Here is an 18,444-nt window from a genome sequence, read left to right as displayed (position 1 = left end):
CTCAAGCCGTTCTAAAACAGCAGTATCTTATCCCAGGAAGCAAGACAGATCACGAGACGGAACATCTATAGCTGACAGATGTCATTTTAATTGATACACTGAATTATCTAACACGATTTCACTCCCTGATAATAAAGTATCAAACTATGAAAATGCATTTCAAACTGAAACAGCTGGTCTGGATATCAATTGCCCTTTTCGGTTTCGGGCTCGATCAAAATCAGGCTGAAGATTTACCTGTCGTTAGTCCCATTGAAGTAGGCATGTCAGCCGACAAGCTTACGAAAGTTGGAACTATTGTCAATGAACTCATCGCCAAGAAACGCCTGGCGGGGGCATCCGTGATGGTAGCACGAAATGGACAGGTTTGTTTCTTTGAAACGTACGGTAAGATGGATGTCGAACGTGATAAAGAGATGCAAAAAGATACCATCTTCCGCATCTATTCGATGTCGAAAGCGATCACAACTGCTGCCGTGATGCAATTAATAGAGCAAAGAAAAATCTCGCCAGATGATCCCATTGGCAAGTACATTCCTGAACTAAAAGCAATGACCGTTTTCACAGAGGAAGGAATCAGGCCAGCGAAAAACCCGATCACTGTCGCACAGCTGATGACGCACACAGCGGGTCTGGTCTATGGGGCAGCTGGTGAATATGGCAAGCTTGTCAAAAAAGAAGATGCCATTAATCGAGACAATACGCTGCAGGAGATGACTCAAAAAATGGGACAAACCCCCTTAATGTACGAACCCGGAACAGATTGGGTGTATGGAACGTCGATTGATGTTCTGGGTCGACTTATCGAAGTTGTGTCCAGACAACCATTCGATAAATACCTGCAGGATAATATTTTTACACCTTTGGATATGAGCGATACAGGGTTCTTCGTTCCGAAAGAAAAGCGAGCTCGGTTTTCCGCAAACTACAAGCCGGGTGGCGAATTAATCGATGATCCAGCGACCAGTCGCTATCTGAAAAAACCGAATCTGCTTTCCGGTGGCGGTGGTCTGGTTGGTACGATTTCCGACTATATGAAATTTCTCATTGCACTGCGTAATGGAGGTCAATTAAATGGAAAACGAATCTTAAAACCCGAAACGGTTAAGCTTATGACTCAAAATCATGTTCCCAAAGAGGTCGGCTGGATTAAATTCGGAAAGTCAGTCCGCGATGGTGTTGGTTTTGGCTATGGGTTTTCGGTTTGTGTTGAGCCAAGTCAGTTTGATTCTGCTCGCAAAGTCGATGATTATGGTTGGGGAGGTGCTGCCAGTACGCACTATTGGTCATCTCCCAAAGACGATCTAATCGTCGTGACGATGGAACAAACGATGCCTTTTTCATTCCTGCTCGAAACGGCTTTGAAACCAGTGATTTCGGCAGCGGTTGAAAAATAAACCAGGTATTTTAAGAATGTAAAAGTCACTGCAGAATATCTTTTACTACGGTTCCATGCACGTCAGTGAGACGGTAATCACGGCCTTGAAAACGATGTGTCAGGCGCTCATGATTGATGCCGAGGCAATGTAGAACTGTGGCGTGAAAGTCGTGTACATGTACGGGATTCTCTGTGATATTATAACAGTAGTCATCAGTTTGTCCGTAGCTAATTCCCGGCTTAATACCACCGCCGGCCATCCAAATCGAAAAACAACGTGGGTGATGATCGCGACCAAACGACTTAGGATTACCTTGCGAATAAACAGTGCGACCGAACTCTCCCCCCCAAATGACAAGTGTTTCGTCGAGCATGCCGCGCTGTTTTAGATCAGCAATGAGCGCTGCAGAGCCTTGATCCGTCTGTTTGGTCAGCGTCGGTAAATGTTTCTGTACATTGCTATGATGATCCCAACCACGATGAAATATCTGAATGAATCGCACACCACGTTCTGCCAACCTCCGGGCCAGCAGACAGTTTGCCGCATGTGATCCAGGCTCCTTGACATCGTCTCCATACAGTTTCAGAGTATTGGCTGACTCATTAGAAATATCAGCCAACTCTGGTACCGATGTTTGCATGCGGTATGCCATCTCATATTGGGCAATCCGAGAAGTAATTTCCGGATCTCCGATCTCTTGTTCTCGTAATTGATTCAGCTTGGAAAGACGGTCAAGCATCATGCGTCGATTCGCATCACTTCCGCCGGCAGGATCGTTTAGATATAAAACCGGGTCTCCCTGACTACGGAATTTCACCCCTTGGAATTTCGATGATAGGAATCCACTGCCCCATAATCGGTCATATAACGGCTGCGCCTGATGAAAAGAATTCTTACTCAGTAACACGACAAATGATGGTAGGTTTTCAGTTTCACTACCCAATCCATAACTGAGCCAGGCACCGATACTCGGACGACCGGGTTGTTGATGTCCCGACTGAAAAAAAGTAATCGCAGGGTCATGATTAATCGCTTCTGTATGCATTGATTTCACAACACAAATATCATCGACCACCCCCTGCATATGTGGCAATAGTTCGCTCAACCACGTTCCTGAGTCTCCATGTTGCTGGAATTTCCAGGGTGATTTGATAACAGGGAATTTCTTCTGCCCCGCTGTCATTCCCGTCAGCCTTTGTCCCTTACGCACACTATCTGGTAAGTCGCTCATGTGAAGTTGATCGAGCGATGGCTTGTAATCAAACAAGTCAACTTGAGAAGGAGCACCTGACTGCAGCAAATAGATCACACGTTTGGCTTTGGAGGCAAAATGAGGAACTCCCGGTAATCCACCTACGCGCATTTGATTGGTGGGTGTCTCTTTCGAAAATAAATCACGATTCAGTAATGATCCCAGCGCCACAACACCAATGCCGGTGCTTGAACGGCCGAAGAACTGCCGCCGGTTTTCGAGAAATTGTAAATCTGAAAGCGGATGAGACATTCTATTATTCCTTGGTAATTGCTTCGTCCAGGTTCAGGAACAAACGAGCGAGGCTCGTGCAGGCAGCCAACTTGGCGGTATTCAATTTCGTATCAAAAGATGAATCACCAACCTGTAGCAGTCTGATTGCTGCTGCCTGATCATTCGTGTAATTTTTCAAATCCGTATCATATGATTCACGGAATACAGCAAGTTCTGCCTTACTGGGATTCCGAGCCGTTACCAGTCTGAATCCGTACTTAATATGTCCATCGATGTGCGAACCACCTTCAGTCAGCATCCGCTCTGCCAATTTTCGAGCAGCTTCGACGAATTGTGGACCATTCATTAACAACAGCGCTTGCAAGGGTGTGTTGGTCCGTGACCGACGGATCGTACAAAACTCACGTTCAGGAGCATCAAGTGTTTTCAACATCGGTGAAGGCACTGTGCGCTTCCAGAATGTATACAGACTCCGCCGATAGAGATCCTCTCCAGATCCCCGCGCGTATTCCCTGGAATAATTAGGACGGTTGTTCAATTCAAGCCAGAGTCCTTTTGGCTGATAAGGGTAGACACTTTTCCCACCCAAGCGTTGCACAAGCAAACCGCCAATCGCTAACGTGGCATCCCGAATCTGCTCGGCATCCAGCCGCATTCTCGGTCCTCGGGCGAGCAATCGATTTTCCGGATCCTGTGCATAAGCAGCCGCACCGACGTGAGAGGTCTGTCGATAGGTCGCAGAATTAACGATCAATCGTTGCATATGTTTGATATCCCAACCACTGCGTATAAACTCCAACGCCAACCAATCCAGCAATTCCGGATGGCTGGGTAATTCTCCTTGCACTCCAAAATCTTCAGACGTTTTGACTAAACCCATACCAAATATTCGTTGCCAGTAGCGATTCACAGCAACACGAGCAGTCAACGGGTGATTGGGATCGACGAGCCATTCGGCAAATCCGAGTCGATTCTTTGCTGCTGTCGTTGGCATTGCCGGGAAAATCGCGGGAACATTGGGAGCGACTTGATCCCGTGGCTCATTATATTGCCCGCGACCAAGAAGGTAGGTCGTGCGCGGCTGGGCCAGATCCTGCATGATCATTGTCTCAGGAAACGCTGCCACTTTTTGTTTTTCCAAGTCAGTGATGCGTTGCTCCAGCTTTTGTTTCGGGCTGTGATGGGTCAGAAAATATTCGCGAATTTGTTTTTGTTCATTAGAACTGCGTTGATTTCGTTTTTTAGCCGCAATTTGCCGAATCTTAGCTGGAATACCATGTAATTCTAGCGTTTTATCGGAATCCCCAGTAATGGAAAATCTAGAACGTCCGATACCGTGTGTTGCAAAACCCGCCTCGTGACGAAGACGGAATCGTAGTTCGGTGCCACCTTTATAGCCAAAAGGAGTGGAGGCAATGAACATTCCTGTCGCTGGTAGTTTACGAGTCGGACCATCCACGGCCCAGCCATTGTTGCCCGCTACACTACCATCAATGGCTTTTGCAATTTCATAGTTTGCTTGTGAATAATCGGCAATGGCGTGATGGAACTTCACTTCTTGCCGTTGCGACGGATCCGCTATGGAAATCGCTGTCAATTCGAATTCACTTAAGACAAAATTAGAGTTGCTGTGCCGTCCTGGGCCTCCGCCAGGGAGTGACTTATGTGTCAGTGCTTCCAACCTGACGGCAGTCATACCAGTTGCATCAGTTTGGGCTGTCAATTCATAGACATCTTTTTGTGGATTCGCTCCGTTGGCGAGAATCGAATGATCGACAAGTTTTGTGAGCGTTGTTCCGCCAGATGATTTCATTGTCAAAGGTTCTACGACAGTCCAACCGCGAACAGACTGCCTGGAGATGTCTTGCGACCATATATCCAATTGCTTGTCGAGATCAATTGGCTTCCTTAACTCTGCCTTGAGACGCGCTAACTTCGTTTCTATTTCTTGCTGTATTGAATTAGCCAGTGGCGAAGGAATACGCTCTTTAGGAGCAAACCCGCGCATGCCTCGTTCTGGGACCTGATTGAAAAAAGCGTAAAGCTGATAGAATTCTTTTTGCGAAATCGGATCGTATTTATGTTCGTGACAACGTGCACAACCAATTGTGAGTGCCAACCACACTTCCCCCGTGGTGACCAGTCGGTCCATCACATACTCAGTACGATACTCTTCATCAATGATCCCCCCTTCGATAGTAATTCCATGATTTCGATTAAAGCCGGTCGCCAACCTTTGCTGACCAGTCGCATTTGGTAATAAATCACCGGCAAGTTGCTCGACTGTAAATTCATCGAATGGTTTATTTTTGTTATAGGCATTAATGACCCAGTCACGCCAGACCCATTGTTCTCGTTCTGTATCATATTGATAACCGTTGCTGTCTGCATAACGAGCTAAATCGAGCCAGTGTTTTGCCATGTGTTCGCCATAAGCGGGTGAATTGAGATAGCGATCAACCATCTTCTCATATGCTTTGGAAGATTTATCAGCAAGTAAGGTATCAATTTCTTTAAGTGTGGGAGGCAGTCCCGTTAAATCAAAGGCAACACGTCGAATCAACGTCTCACGACTCGCTTCACGAGCAGGTTTCAGTCCGGCACGTTCCATTTCCATACATACAAAGAGATCAATCTCATTCTTTGGCCAAGCGGTATTCAGTGGCTTGGGTCTCTCCGGTTGTTTCGGTGCTACGAACGCCCAATGCAGTTGATACTCAGCGCCTTGCGCAATCCATGCTTTCAGTATCGCAATCTGAGCTGCATTGAGCCGTTTAGGTCCGTCAGCGGGTGGCATCTGCTCGTTCTCATCTTCGGTCGTGATGCGGTGGATGAGTTCACTGACTTCGACATTGCCGGGTGCAATTGCTCTTTTGCCAGACTCTGCCTTTCCTGTAGCAGATTCTCGTTGATCTAACCGCAAGCCAGCTTCACGAGTCGCTGAATCTGGTCCATGACAAATAAAACAATGATTGGAAAGAATCGGCAAGACATCACGATTGAATTCGATTTTTTCTTCTGCTGCAGCAACAGATGTGATGAAAGTAGCCAGCGAGGCAATCAGAAATAGCTTTGTCATATTTAACATGAGCACCCTCTAAGCAGCGCATTCTTTACCACTGTCGGCTTGACAGATACGTTTAGACTTCTTACACAACTATATCATGAACACCATGGAGATGATAGCAAAAGTTACACCCTTCAATACACAAACCAATCCACTTCACAAGTAATTCATAAACAATACTAAAAGACTACTTCTTCCAGTTTACATTCCCAAAAACAAAAATGATCTGAGTTCGAACTCTCAATAGACGTAAGGGATGAGCAATGGATAGAATGAACCGTGTTTGAAAAGATTCTGACCTAACAAAAAAATAACTGCTTTAGAAATCAGCGCACATCGAAAGGATAGACCCTCATGAAGTTGGCTCAGATACTCGTCGTGATCAATATTGCCATCCCATCACTGGCAAACGCACAATCAGAACCTGCAAAACCAAAATACTTTAACCAGAACGTTGCAGACTCGAATCCATTGCGCACAGAACAGGCACGAGAACTGGATGAATACATCCAAACGATTGCCGCAGACAGATCACGCTTCCACCAACTTTTTCAACCCGATTACTCAACCACGCAGGCATTCGAGAAATCGGCTGCACCACTCCGAAGCGCATTTTGTGAGAGTATTGGATATCCACCACCTGGCAAACGTCCTACCAAAGCCGCTACATTCCAGCAGATTGGTGAAGACTCTATTGGAACGTATTACAGAGCAATGTTCCCGATCCTGCCAGGAGTTCACTCCGAAGGCATTTACATTGTCCCAAAGTCAGCCAAAGGGAAAACTCCACTTATCATCTCAATGCACGGTGGCGGAGGGTCTCCCGAAGTAGCGTTGTTCAACGGGGGAGCGAATTACAACGATATGGTCCGTGGGGCTGTCAAGCATGGCTATCTAGTTTACGCACCACAGCATCTGTTTCGAGCCGATGGTTATCCCAAAGAGATTCGCAGACAGATTGACGACCGCATGCGTCTCGTTGGAACGAGTATCACAGCAGTGGAAATCGCGAAGATCACATATGCCTTAGATGAACTGATTCAACGCCCGGAAGTCGACTCAAACCGAATCGGAATGGTCGGCCTCTCGTATGGCGGATATTATGCGCAGGTAACTCCCGCAATCGATACGCGCATCAAAGTCTCTGTATCGAGCTGTTACTTTGGAGTACAGGAAGGCCGGTATGTACAGAATGAATTGTCTGTTCCGACAGACTTCCGGTTCATGAATCGTATGACACTGTTTAACGATGCAGATCTCGTTGCACTCATCTGTCCTCGTGCGCATCAAATTCAAGCAGGTTCTAAGGACAAAGCTTCGCATCGGGAAATGGGGAAATCGATAGAACCACGGTCTGCAGCATATTATAAAAAACTTAAACTGCAAGATCGATTCGAACATGTCGTGTTTGATGGCGGACATGAATTCGATGATAGATCGGCTTGGGCGTTTGTCAAAAAACATCTGTAAAAACAGATTAATTAGACATTACTTTTTACTGAGCGACTTACAAACCAACGCATCGAATGTCTGGTAGATGATTTCTCAAATTGCAGTGTATAAGGATTACAGAACCAGCGTGCCAGGTGACCATCGGTACGTGGCATGACCCAACCGAAATCCCAGCAAGAGGTACCGTAACCGAGGGGAATCCTGGGGCGCGTCCTCACTACGGGATTCGCAGAAGCCATGAATTGTTTTCTTTCTGTGTAATAATAACCCGCACCAACATGCACAAATACGTCATGCTCTAGTTGAGTTTCTTCCGGACTACCCAGATCGGTACAGAGATTATGAATGGCGACCTTAATCTCACCCCCCTCGGTAAACGCATCAATTAATACCTCTAACGAGCCAGATTCAATCTGTCCTTCTGCGTTATGTGAGAGAACTTCTTCCCAAGCATCGTGCACGAAATAACGAAAGTATTCAAACTCATAAATAAAATTACTGCTCGGCGCATTCGTGTCAGCATCCCAACTGGCCAGTTCATGACACTTGGGCATTTCGGCATGTGAGGCAACGGGAGATGGTCCGAGTTCACCATGTGCAGGTTGTCCATCCAGATGCGGTCTCGCTATTGCTTGATGCCCATCCTGATTGTAGATAAAAAAAGACATCGATGCCCTTGGTCCAAAACCATCTGGCAATGAGATTGGCATGCGCAACGTTTCGATCCCGGCGACCCAGTGGCTGTCTAACAGATAGGTCACTCGAAAGTCCATGACTTCACGGATGAGTTCATTACTGTCGGAGGTGGTATCGATATGCTCATTGTGCCGAAATCCGGTTCCTACACGCAGGTCCGCCCCGGCACAAATCGATTTCTGCAACGCAACTGTACTGCCTGAGACATGCTGACGCTGACGGTCCAACTCCAGTACACAATTCCATTTTGTTGTCATCAGTGATCTCTTCCTGGGTGAATTCTAGTTCTCACAGTTCGGTTTAGACCATTTGATTTTGACGAGATACACCGAATTGGGCTTCCACTGATCTTGTGGAATCTTTTTAAAGTTGCGGCGCTCTCCTACCGTGACCCAGGATTCCTTTTCATTGATCTTGGCCGCTCCAAAATTACCGAGTAGAGCACCTTCTTCCGGAACGAGTATCTTCTCAGTCTTTTGAAGTACCGTCAGTTTCTCTGGGTCAATCTGAGCCATAAACAGCGGGGCACGATGCCGGACGATGTGATCGTTGTTCGCACCACGCCGCGTATAAACAAGAAACAAACCGTCACTATGGGCGACCCAGTGCTGTTGCGTGTTATAGCTTCCCAGATCTGCTCCATCATCAAAAGTCCAGGCTTTGATTGGTTTGAAATGTAGACCGTCTTTGCTGGTTGAGACATAACTTTTTAGATCGTTTCTGAGTGTCAGAAAATAGCGGTTTTGAAATTGAATCAAAGAAGGTTCGAATAAACCACGTGCGATATCAAGTTCTAGAGTATTTCCCTCATTCTTGAATTGAATCTCTTTTCCATCAAATGTGCATCGCACAACTGTAACAGAGAAGGGAGTTTTGCTGTTTGGGCCGTGATAGAAAGGAAGTAGAAGCGTTCCATCCGGCTCCACTAGCCATTGGGCGCACGCACTGCAGGCATAATTATATTTTTCATCCTGAGGCATTTGTAGAACCTTCCAAGAAGTCCAATCCCTGGTTTCAGGGTCATAAATGGCATACGCGGTTTGGTGTGAACGCGTTTGATCATCCAGTTGATGCCCCTGTTGGTTATACCGAACTTGTGTGCCAACGGCGATCACCTTTTGAAGCTGAGGATGCCAAACGGGTGTAACATCGGCAACAGCGATATCGACATCCCCTGCTCCTTTCTTCCAACCCAGTTCAGGAGGCGTAATCGGTTTGCCCCATTGATTCGATCCCGAAGAGAACAACATCCAACTCATTCCAGAAAAATAGTCAGACACTGGTAACAGTTTCTGTAAAGTCATCAATACCGTTGACAGTTGATTGGAATCTGGTTCTATAATCGCAGCAACACGTGGGTGAAACCAGGTATGATCATTCGGTTTCGATTGCAGCAACACCTGCCGCGAAATGGTATAAGAGAGCGGTTTCTCATCTTCCCCAGCGCAACTGGTCTTACATTGTAAAACCAGGACAATGCCACTCAAACAGCAAAGCATCATCTGTAATCGATTTAATACAAGCATCTTTATTTCTTTCAATTGAGTCAATTTGGAGTTACTCTGCTTCGCATTTACATGCACTTGCTCTTTTGATAATCAGATAGTATGCCCAGAAAATCAAGCATTTGTCTATAGTACGTCCAAGATAAGCATAGCGGCTGCAAAGTAACGATACGAGATCCAAACAATCCTGAAGACGCTACAATAAATCTGGACACAGGCTAAAATCTGGACACAGGCTAACGTGACATGTCTAATTGAAAAATCCGCTTTGATTTCGGTATCTGAATTTCTCTAACAATTGCGTTAGATCACAAATAACAAAAGTGCGATATAGTGGCAGGTACTGCCGGCGATGACAAATGTGTGCCAGAGAGCGTGGAAATATCGAACACGTCGATCGAGCAACAGGAAGACCGCGCCTATAGAATAAAAGAACCCACCAGCAATGATCCATGCAAACACTTCAGATGGAGTCACTTCGTACAATGTTTTTAGAGAGATGACAGGCAGCCAGCCAAGCAAGCCGTAAGTGAGCATCGCGGTCGGTGTCAGGTTCCGCATATATAAAACGAGGAGAATACCAAATAGTGCCAGAATCCACATCACAACGAGCAGAAGCGGCCACCATTGATGCCACAGGAAAACCACAGCAAATGGTGTGTATGATCCCGCGATGAGTAAATAAATACAGACCTGATCCAAGGTACGAAAAAAACGACGCCAGGCGAGGTCGTAAAACATGTGTGAGAGAGTCGATGCCGCATATAACCCTATCAGAGAGCAACAATAGATGCTACAGGCTATGATATTAATCGTCTGATGATCTTTCACTACCAAGGTCATCAGTACAACTGATGCAACGACGCTCAGTAAAAACCCAAGACCATGTGTGATGAGATTAGCGCACTCGTCCACGGGCCGATGCTCAGGCATTCTTGTCGTCGAAATATCGTTGGAGTCCATTACCATGACTTAGTTATGCCAGCAGGATGTTAAAGCGAAGAGTATAGTGAAATACACTAAGATCCCCAACAATCAAAGCATGCGCTATTTTTTTTACTGCTGAATCGATGAGATCTAAAAAAAATAACAGTCACTCTTTCCGATGAGAATTACTCTCGAGATAAGCAATCAAATCTTTCAACTCACGGTCAGTCAACCTATGAACCAGACCAGACGGCATGAAGGAAGTCGGCGATTCTACCATCATCTCAATGTCGTTACGGTCAAACGTGCGATTCTGGCCATTGGCATCTCGTATCGTCTCTTTCACGTAGGACCGGAGTCGAATGCCAGTAAAGGTGCGGCCATCATTGAGGATGATAGTACGTGGCTGGTATTCCGGAGCCATCTCCCGACTGGGCTCAAGGATTGACCTCAGCACCCACATACGGTCTTTACGATTACCCAGGCTACTTAAGTCCGGGCCGACTACATTTCCTCGGCCACCATGTCGATGGCAGTGAGAACAGCTCGCCAATCGGGCATGATGAAAGATACGACGGCCACTCTCCAGGTCTGCCGGATCCTTTACTGCTTCAATTGCCTGTAACCATGCCTGTGTGTCAGTCAGCGCTGGTCGACCAGTGGTGAGACTTTTGGGAGCCAGTGCAGCTTGAAATAGATCCGCAGATTCAGGGTGCTGACTGGCAAGCATTTTCAAAGCCAGCACATCCTCAGACGTGTGTTGAACGGACCTGAGAGAACGTAAAGCTTCCTCCCGCACAATGCGTTCCTTATCACCAGCCAATTTTAATAAAAATGCGCTATTTTGTTCTGCCACAGATGCCAGCCCGGCAATTGCTTCAGCACGTAGTGACACACTTTGCTTTGGATCGGCAGCTATTTTGACTAAAAGTTTTTGAGACATAATCGAGTTAGCAGCCAGAGTGCGAACGACTTCCAGCGAAAGGACCTCATCCCTGAGTTCAAGAAGTTGCTGGAGGAGCTCCAGTGTCAACTCTTTGGGAAAGGAATGTACCGGCTGAACTCCTTCTTTGGGAGCAGAACGTGGCTGAGTTGGTAGTAGACGTAGAGCATAAGCCCGTATTCGTGGTGCACTATTCGCATCCTTGACCTTGGCCAACAGTAGCGTTGGGTTACGGATACCCGCTTCAGGTTTTCCTTTCAGCGTGTTCCAGGTTGCAATGGCAGCTTCGAATCGCCGATAATCGAGGTCACTCTGAGATAGTTTCTGTTCCACTTCTGGCAGAAAAGTTTTTAACCGGGCATCAGAGATCCAGCGTAATGTTTCAAATTGCACATCCACGCTTTTGTCTGACAGTAATAATTTGATCCATTTCTGTGGAGAAGCATTGGCCAGTTTCAGCGCCAGCACCGCCTGAACCCGGTCAGCAGCCGACCAACCAGTTACGTCTTCCGGGGTCCATATTGATGCTTCCCGAGATAGCGAAATTAACGCAGATTGAGCGAGAAACGGGTCTTCATCTTGAGCGAACCGTAGCAGTTCTTTGCGATTATGTTTGACCTTTCCGCTACGTAAGTCCGCCGATAGCTGCGCTTTCTGTGTGGGTGGTTCCAAATCCAAGTTCCCCACCCAGGGAGCCTGTTGCAAATCAACCTCCAGTTTCCATAAGCGTCCATAACCATGTGTCTGATATCGACCATCGACCCAATCGCTTAAGTACCAGATGCGTTTTTGTCCCTGGGCACCAGGGTCTTTAGCGATGCAACTGGGTCGGAAGTAACGTCCTCCTTTGACTAAAGTGATGGGTTTGCTCTCGTAAGTTGCTCCTTTTTGAGTGAGCGGAAAAAAGTCAATGCGGTGATCACTCCACGAAGGCACCAGTAAACCGCGTCCCAGAGGTAACAGCCCACAGGGCGCTTCCCCCGAAGGATGGATCATAGGCAGCGTGCCGCGCAACTCTCCATTCCAACTGACGAAGGGATGATGTGCTTCTGCTCCATAAGACCGTTCATAGCCGTAGTCACCACCTTCGACAATGTGAAGTACTCGACAGGGAGGCCTTTCGCCAGGATCGTTTTCTGCGGCGAAAATCTCACCATCAGCGCGAACACAAACACCAAACGGATTCCAGAATCCAGACGCAATTCGTTTCAGTTTTTTGCCGTCGGCAGTACAACGGAATATCCCCCCCCTACCAGCCCCGTTGATTGAAGTGCCATCGGTTCCTTTCAGTGTCCACGGCTTAGCATAATTCTCACCGAGTGCAAACACCAGATCCCCATCCGGATGCCACGCCATCCCTTCGAGTCCATTGTGTGGATAATTGGCCTCTGTTTTCAGGGTGGCGATATTCTCCTCGATATCGGCCTTTCCATCTCCATCAGTGTCCTTGATACGCAGGATGCGGTCCCGCTCCGCCAGATAGACCCAACCATCTCGGCCAAGTTCAAGATCCATTGTCGCATCGGTCGCATTGTAAAAAACCTGCCGTTGTACGGTGCTACCATCTCCATTGCGATCGGTGAAGACCAGGATCTCATCATGTTCCGGTCCGACATAATCGTCGGGTCGAAAATGAGTATGCGTGGCAACGACCCAGATACGACCTTGTTCATCAACGTCAATGCCTGTCGGTGTTGATAGGTCAGGATGTTCGGCAACAAGTGAAATCCGAACACCCGGCCGTAACGATTTTACCTGAGGCTTCCGCTCGGCAGCGATGAGAGAGCTGACTGCGAGAAGACAACCTGTAGTCAAAGAACAAATTGTGAAATACTTCATTGCTGTTGTTTCTTTTCAAATGGTGAGGCGCTGCATTTCGACTATGTGGTTTTTGAGTTCTTGATTAATCCTGAAGTATAAATCCAGTTAAACATTGATACGTTAAATTTTATCAAAGCTTGCTCTGTCTGTCTTCCAATCAAGAGTTTTAAATTCAATGATGCCACCTGTACTCATTCCGATTAGATAACGATGCAAAAAAGGAAGGTACATACATCTCACATTAGTAATCTAGAATTACAGTTCGTTGTGATTTTGTTTCTGTTACGGTAGGATTTTGTTTTCTTGACTGAAACTTCGAGGATAGGCTAGATCTCAATTTTGCCTTTTATCCATTAATATCAGACTTCCATGAGAGCCACAACAAAAATGAGATTCATCCTGTGTCGAAAATCAATTCTCGGAGTCAAATGGAGTTTACCACTACTTGCTTTTAAGATCTTATTTTTAATTTCATTATTTTGTAGTACATCAGTACTGTTTGCTGCTGACGGAGATAGTACTGCGCCCGAATCTGCGCAAGCGAATTCCGTGGAACCTCCTGCCGGTCTGGAGGCTGTCGACTGGACAATCATCGTCATCTACGCAGCATCGACCATCTTGCTCGGATGGTATTTCAGCCGCAAGCAGGAAGACACTTCTGAGTACTTCATCGGTAGCGGCCAAATGAATCCAATCTTGATTGGAGTTTCACTCTTCGCGACCTTATTGAGCACGATCACCTATCTTTCACTGCCAGGCGAAGTAGTCGGAAAAGGCCCTATCTTCTTAGCCAGTTACCTGGGGCTGCCCATCGTTTTTTATGTCGTTGGTTATTGGCTGATACCAGTTTATATGCAACATCGTGTGACCAGTGCGTATGAACTGCTGGAGACGAAACTCGACTTGAGTATCCGGCTGTTGGGAGCCGCGATGTTCTTACTACTTCGGTTAGTCTGGATGTCACTGCTGATTTATTTATCAGCAAAGGCGTTGACAACCATGCTCAATCTGGATGCTTCCTATATCCCCTGGATCGTCTTAGTAACCGGTGTGGTTTCCATCACCTATACCTCTCTAGGGGGACTGCGCGCGGTTGTCATTACCGATCTGATCCAGACAATTCTGTTGTTTGGTGGTGCCTTGCTGGTCATTGCCACAATTTCCTGGAAGATGGGTGGCTTTGGCTGGTTCCCCACTCAATGGGACACCAACTGGGACACGCAACCCATTTTCGACTTTAATCCAGGCACGCGAGTCACTTTTGTTGGTACAATTATCTCAGTCGTTATCTGGTATATTGCGACAGCGGGGGGAGACCAGGTTTCAGTTCAACGCTTCATGTCGACGAAGGATGCGTCAGCTGCGCGTCGTTCACTTGCAATTCAGCTTTGTATTTCACTAATTGTGGGAATCACATTATCGCTGGTTGGTTTCTCTATGCTTGGTTATTTCCAGGCATTCCCCTCTGAACTTCCCGCATCAATTGACTTAAAACAAAATGCAGACGATATTTTTCCTTATGTGATTTCGTATCAACTCCCAATCGGAGTATCGGGATTAGTCGTCGCCGCGATGTTTGCCGCCGCCATGTCCAGCGTCGACTCGGGAGTGAACTCGATCACGGCAGTGGTCGTGACCGACTTTTTTGACCGGTTCGGAATCGAATTTCAATCCGAAAAGTCACATGTCCTGTTTGCACGTTGTCTGGCGTTCGGAATTGGAGGAATCGTGGTATTCTGCAGTTCCTTTATGGGGCTGATTGAAGGCAACATCACTGCAGTCACTGGTAAAACCGCAAATTTGTTGACGACCCCTATTTTCTGCTTGTTCGTTTTTGCCTTGTTCATACCCTTTGCCAAACCACTCGGAGTTTGGGTGGGTGCCATTTGCGGAACGACAACTGCGGTCTTAATCGCGTTTTCTGGTTTCTTTTTTGGGTTTGATGAAAAAACGAATCTCGATCCAATCAGCTTTCAATGGATTGCTCCCAGTGCCGTGATCGTCAACCTTGCGACCGGAAGTCTGGTTAGCCTGCTGCTACCTGATCAAAACAAAAATTGAGTTGATTGAATCGATCACAGTAAGGTCTTTCATTCGCCTGGAAATTGTAGCCTGTTTGGCCTCACCGCGTAACGTCCTGGATGCAACCTCTATATCGCGTCTGAACTCTCCATGAAATTGAAAATGCATTAATTTTATCATTTTTCAGATTTCTTAAACAAATCTCTTTTAGATTTAGACTCTCTATATCTAGCGTCGTTCTTAAAAGAACAGTCAGACTCACAAATAGAGTGACAACGGCCAGTTTGCCTGGTGGAGTTGAGGCATTTCTTCTTTTGTATTTAATCTCAGGATTGGACTATTGGTCATGCGGTTGCATACGATCAATAAAAATTTAGTTTCTTTGGCTCAACAACAATATTTGCACTGCCATTTGTGTGAACATCACTGCGGATCGAATCGAGCCAAAGGAGAACGTGGAAAATGCAAGGCAAGTGCGGAGGCACGGGTTTTTCGACATCGTGTGGAATATGGCGAAGAAATAGAGCTTGTTCCTTCTCATCTGTTTTACTTGTCTGGCTGTGATTTACGATGTGCTTTTTGCATCGCGGAAGAAAAGGCATTTAACCCTCGTATTGGAACGATTCTTTCAACAGACTTTCTTGAAGCTGCGCTTGAGCAAGGAATATCTAAAGGAGCTCGTAATCTTCAATGGGTTGGGGGTGAACCAACCATTCATCTTCCTGCAATTCTGGAAGCTATGAGTGGCTGTGCTAACTTACCGCCGGTTGTCTGGAAGTCTGACTTTTATGGCACTCCAGAAGCATTCCAGCTATTGGAACAAACTGTCGATGTATTCGTAGCAGATTTCAAATTCGGAAATGATGTTTGTGCCAAACGAATTGCCAAAGTCGACTCTTATGTCAAAATCCTCCAACGCAATCTCAAACAGGTATTTCATTATTCCGATTTGATTGTGCGTCACTTGCTATTACCTGGACATGAGGAATGTTGTTTTCGTCCTATTGTCGATTGGATCGCCTCCACTTTACCTGACGTCAAATTCAGTATTCGAAACGGTTATCTCCCGAGATGGCAAGCCAAACAATATGAGGAGCTTTCAATGCCGCTAGTTAAGGGAGCATCAGAATCAGCGAAAGTTTATGCTGAAAATAAAGGGCTTAATTTAATCACTTGAATTAGAAATCAACCAAGTTGTTTAACAATGAAATTTGGTTAATCCATGCAAGCCGAAGATGAATCAAATATCACTGAATTAGAGATCTTGCCTGACGGACGGATTTGTGTCTTTGGTGCTTCCCGGGAAGTCCTGGAGATCTTTCAAACAATGCAGATCGAGTCTCAGTCAAAGTTGATACAACGCCTGAAACAGGACAGCGTTTCTGGCACTGCTGATATTTCATCAATCATAAGTACAGATCAGCCTGCCATAGTAAAGAAACAAAGGAATCATTCATGAGCGAAGAGCAGCTTAAAAGTGAGATTAAGAATAAAGTTGCAACGAAGAAGATAAAACAAACAGTTTCTTCACCGGAGAAATCCAAAAAACTACCACGTACATCGGAAGCCCAGCAGGAACTGGATGTCCTTATTCGTGCCAGATATCCCATCATTTATGTCGTGACTTGGGAAGAAGAACGGGTGGAAAGGGCATTACGCCACATCGCCACATCGAGAGAAAAGAAGCTCTTTACCTGGACGATCACTCAGGGAATTATCAAATCAGGAGCAGAACCGCAGAAAAGCAAATCGGGCTGTGGAAACACTTCTGATCCCTTGGCAGCATTGGATGATGTCATCCATCAGGTTGAACCAGCAATTTATTTATTCAAGGACTTTCATCGCTTTACTGTAGACGAACGTGCCAATCTTTCAGTTATCAGACGTTTGCGAGATGTTGCCTACCACTTAAGAGATACCTACAAAACGATTGTCATCACCTCGCCTCTGATGCAAATCGCTCCGGAATTGTCTAAGGATATTACGCTGCTGGAATTTGGGCTACCTGAGACAAATGAGTTCAACCAATTACTGGATCGCATAATTGACGACGTTAAGGAGAATCCGAAGGTCTCAATCAACTTAGATGGACTTTCACGTGAAAAGATTGTGAGGGCTGCAAGAGGCTTAACGCTAAAAGAAGCAGAGAATGTCTTCGCAAAAACATTAGTAACCGATGGAAAAATCGACGCGGATGACATCAATATTGTATTCAGTGAGAAAGAACAAATCATCAAGAAAAGCGGACTGCTTGAGTATTGCGACACCAAAGAGAAATTTAATAATGTGGCCGGTCTTGAAAACCTGAAATCCTGGCTGAACAAAAGAGCAATCGCCTTTACCGACAAAGCCAAAAAATTCGGTTTACCGTCCCCGCGTGGAGTCTTATTACTGGGAGTCCAGGGATGTGGGAAAAGTCTTTGCGCCAAGTCGGTATCACAGTTATGGAGGCTGCCGTTACTACGCTTTGATCTTGGGAGAATGTTTAGCAGTCTGGTTGGCTCAAGCGAAGAAAATGTGAGACAAGCGATTCAAATCGCAGAAAGTGTAGCTCCTGTCATCTTATGGATAGATGAAATTGACAAAGCCCTTGCCGGCTCCACTGATTCAGCAGGGAGTGATGGCGGCACCTCAGCACGCGTTTTTGGAACTCTGCTAACCTGGTTGTCTGAAAAAACGTCTTCCGTTTTTGTAATCGCTACTGCTAACGATATCAGTAATTTACCGCCCGAGTTATTACGCAAAGGCCGCCTGGATGAAATCTTTTTCATTGACCTGCCTAACATGAGTGAACGTCGCGATATTTTCAAAATTCATATTACCAAACGCGGACGCGAGATAAAACAGTTCGATTTAGACAAACTTGCAGAGGCGACCGAAGGCTTCAATGGTGCTGAAATAGAAGAATCTGTCGTTTCTGCCTTGTTTGATGCCTTCAGTAATCAGTCGAATTTATCGACAGAACACATTATCCAGGCTATATCCGAGACGGTACCACTCTCGAAAACGATGAGTGAAGAAATAAATGGGTTACGCACCTGGGCATCGGGACGTGCCCGTCCAGCAACAAGAGGCAACACACAAAATAAGAACGAATCACGCCGAAAAATTGAATTTTGAATCGTAGCAAAATAAGCGATCTGTTT

At 46.1% G+C, this 18,444-nt stretch carries 11 protein-coding genes; 5 read left to right on the top strand and 6 right to left on the bottom strand.

Going from position 1 to position 18,444, the window contains the following annotated elements:
• Window positions 1-146: 146 nt before the first annotated feature.
• Entirely contained in the window at window positions 147-1,397 is a 1,251-nt protein-coding gene (locus V202x_RS19895; RefSeq protein WP_145178592.1) for a serine hydrolase domain-containing protein, read from the top strand.
• 25 nt (window positions 1,398-1,422) lie between these two features.
• Here V202x_RS19895 and V202x_RS19890 read toward each other — a convergent pair whose 3' ends face one another.
• Window positions 1,423-2,883 (bottom strand): DUF1501 domain-containing protein, encoded by a 1,461-nt coding sequence (locus tag V202x_RS19890; protein WP_145178590.1) that lies wholly within the window; start codon window positions 2,881-2,883, stop codon window positions 1,423-1,425.
• Window positions 2,884-2,887: 4 nt separating this feature from the next.
• Window positions 2,888-5,944, bottom strand: coding sequence for a PSD1 and planctomycete cytochrome C domain-containing protein (locus tag V202x_RS19885; RefSeq protein WP_232098588.1), 3,057 nt, complete (start codon window positions 5,942-5,944; stop codon window positions 2,888-2,890).
• Between the two features lie 342 nt (window positions 5,945-6,286).
• On the opposite strand from V202x_RS19885, the gene V202x_RS19880 reads away from it, so the two are divergent.
• The gene (locus V202x_RS19880) at window positions 6,287-7,402 is read left to right on the top strand and encodes an alpha/beta hydrolase family protein (RefSeq protein WP_145178586.1); all 1,116 of its coding nucleotides are present in this window, start codon (window positions 6,287-6,289) and stop codon (window positions 7,400-7,402) included.
• Window positions 7,403-7,413: 11 nt separating this feature from the next.
• Here V202x_RS19880 and V202x_RS19875 read toward each other — a convergent pair whose 3' ends face one another.
• The 4 genes from V202x_RS19875 to V202x_RS19860 form a co-directional block, all read right to left on the bottom strand.
• Entirely contained in the window at window positions 7,414-8,337 is a 924-nt protein-coding gene (locus V202x_RS19875; RefSeq protein ID WP_145178584.1) for a hypothetical protein, read from the bottom strand.
• Window positions 8,338-8,361: 24 nt separating this feature from the next.
• Window positions 8,362-9,606 (bottom strand): exo-alpha-sialidase, encoded by a 1,245-nt coding sequence (locus V202x_RS19870; RefSeq protein WP_145178582.1) that lies wholly within the window; start codon window positions 9,604-9,606, stop codon window positions 8,362-8,364.
• Window positions 9,607-9,888: 282 nt separating this feature from the next.
• Window positions 9,889-10,554, bottom strand: coding sequence for a PAQR family membrane homeostasis protein TrhA (gene trhA, locus V202x_RS19865; protein WP_145178580.1), 666 nt, complete (start codon window positions 10,552-10,554; stop codon window positions 9,889-9,891).
• A gap of 124 nt (window positions 10,555-10,678) precedes the next feature.
• Window positions 10,679-13,294, bottom strand: coding sequence for a PVC-type heme-binding CxxCH protein (locus V202x_RS19860; protein ID WP_145178578.1), 2,616 nt, complete (start codon window positions 13,292-13,294; stop codon window positions 10,679-10,681).
• A gap of 369 nt (window positions 13,295-13,663) precedes the next feature.
• Here V202x_RS19860 and V202x_RS19855 point away from each other — a divergent pair, with 369 nt between their 5' ends.
• From V202x_RS19855 to V202x_RS19845, 3 genes are all read left to right on the top strand, one after another.
• Complete coding sequence (locus tag V202x_RS19855; protein ID WP_145178575.1) at window positions 13,664-15,337, top strand: sodium:solute symporter family transporter; 1,674 nt, start codon at window positions 13,664-13,666, stop codon at window positions 15,335-15,337.
• Between the two features lie 307 nt (window positions 15,338-15,644).
• Window positions 15,645-16,475 carry a radical SAM protein gene (locus tag V202x_RS19850; protein WP_145178565.1) on the top strand — a complete coding sequence of 277 codons (831 nt, stop codon included), beginning with the start codon at window positions 15,645-15,647 and terminating at the stop codon, window positions 16,473-16,475.
• 278 nt (window positions 16,476-16,753) lie between these two features.
• Window positions 16,754-18,418, top strand: a complete 1,665-nt coding sequence (locus tag V202x_RS19845) for an AAA family ATPase (protein ID WP_145178563.1) — start codon at window positions 16,754-16,756, stop codon at window positions 18,416-18,418.
• Window positions 18,419-18,444: the final 26 nt, after the last annotated feature.

Source organism: Gimesia aquarii, from assembly GCF_007748175.1.
In the GTDB taxonomy this organism is placed as follows: Bacteria; Planctomycetota; Planctomycetia; order Planctomycetales; family Planctomycetaceae; genus Gimesia; species Gimesia aquarii_A.
Note: the sequence above shows the minus strand (reverse complement) of the source record. Positions and strands in the feature narration are given on the sequence as shown.

Bases quoted from the DNA above. Each gene is read 5' to 3' on its own strand.
- V202x_RS19855 (WP_145178575.1), top strand. From the start codon at position 13,664: ATGAGATTCATCCTGTGTCGAAAATCAATTCTCGGAGTCAAATGGAGT.
- trhA (WP_145178580.1), bottom strand. From the start codon at position 10,554: ATGGTAATGGACTCCAACGATATTTCGACGACAAGAATGCCTGAGCAT.
- V202x_RS19850 (WP_145178565.1), top strand. From the start codon at position 15,645: ATGCGGTTGCATACGATCAATAAAAATTTAGTTTCTTTGGCTCAACAA.
- V202x_RS19870 (WP_145178582.1), bottom strand. From the start codon at position 9,606: ATGCTTGTATTAAATCGATTACAGATGATGCTTTGCTGTTTGAGTGGC.
- V202x_RS19880 (WP_145178586.1), top strand. From the start codon at position 6,287: ATGAAGTTGGCTCAGATACTCGTCGTGATCAATATTGCCATCCCATCA.
- V202x_RS19895 (WP_145178592.1), top strand. From the start codon at position 147: ATGAAAATGCATTTCAAACTGAAACAGCTGGTCTGGATATCAATTGCC.
- V202x_RS19885 (WP_232098588.1), bottom strand. From the start codon at position 5,944: ATGACAAAGCTATTTCTGATTGCCTCGCTGGCTACTTTCATCACATCT.
- V202x_RS19860 (WP_145178578.1), bottom strand. From the start codon at position 13,294: ATGAAGTATTTCACAATTTGTTCTTTGACTACAGGTTGTCTTCTCGCA.
- V202x_RS19890 (WP_145178590.1), bottom strand. From the start codon at position 2,883: ATGTCTCATCCGCTTTCAGATTTACAATTTCTCGAAAACCGGCGGCAG.
- V202x_RS19845 (WP_145178563.1), top strand. From the start codon at position 16,754: ATGAGCGAAGAGCAGCTTAAAAGTGAGATTAAGAATAAAGTTGCAACG.
- V202x_RS19875 (WP_145178584.1), bottom strand. From the start codon at position 8,337: ATGACAACAAAATGGAATTGTGTACTGGAGTTGGACCGTCAGCGTCAG.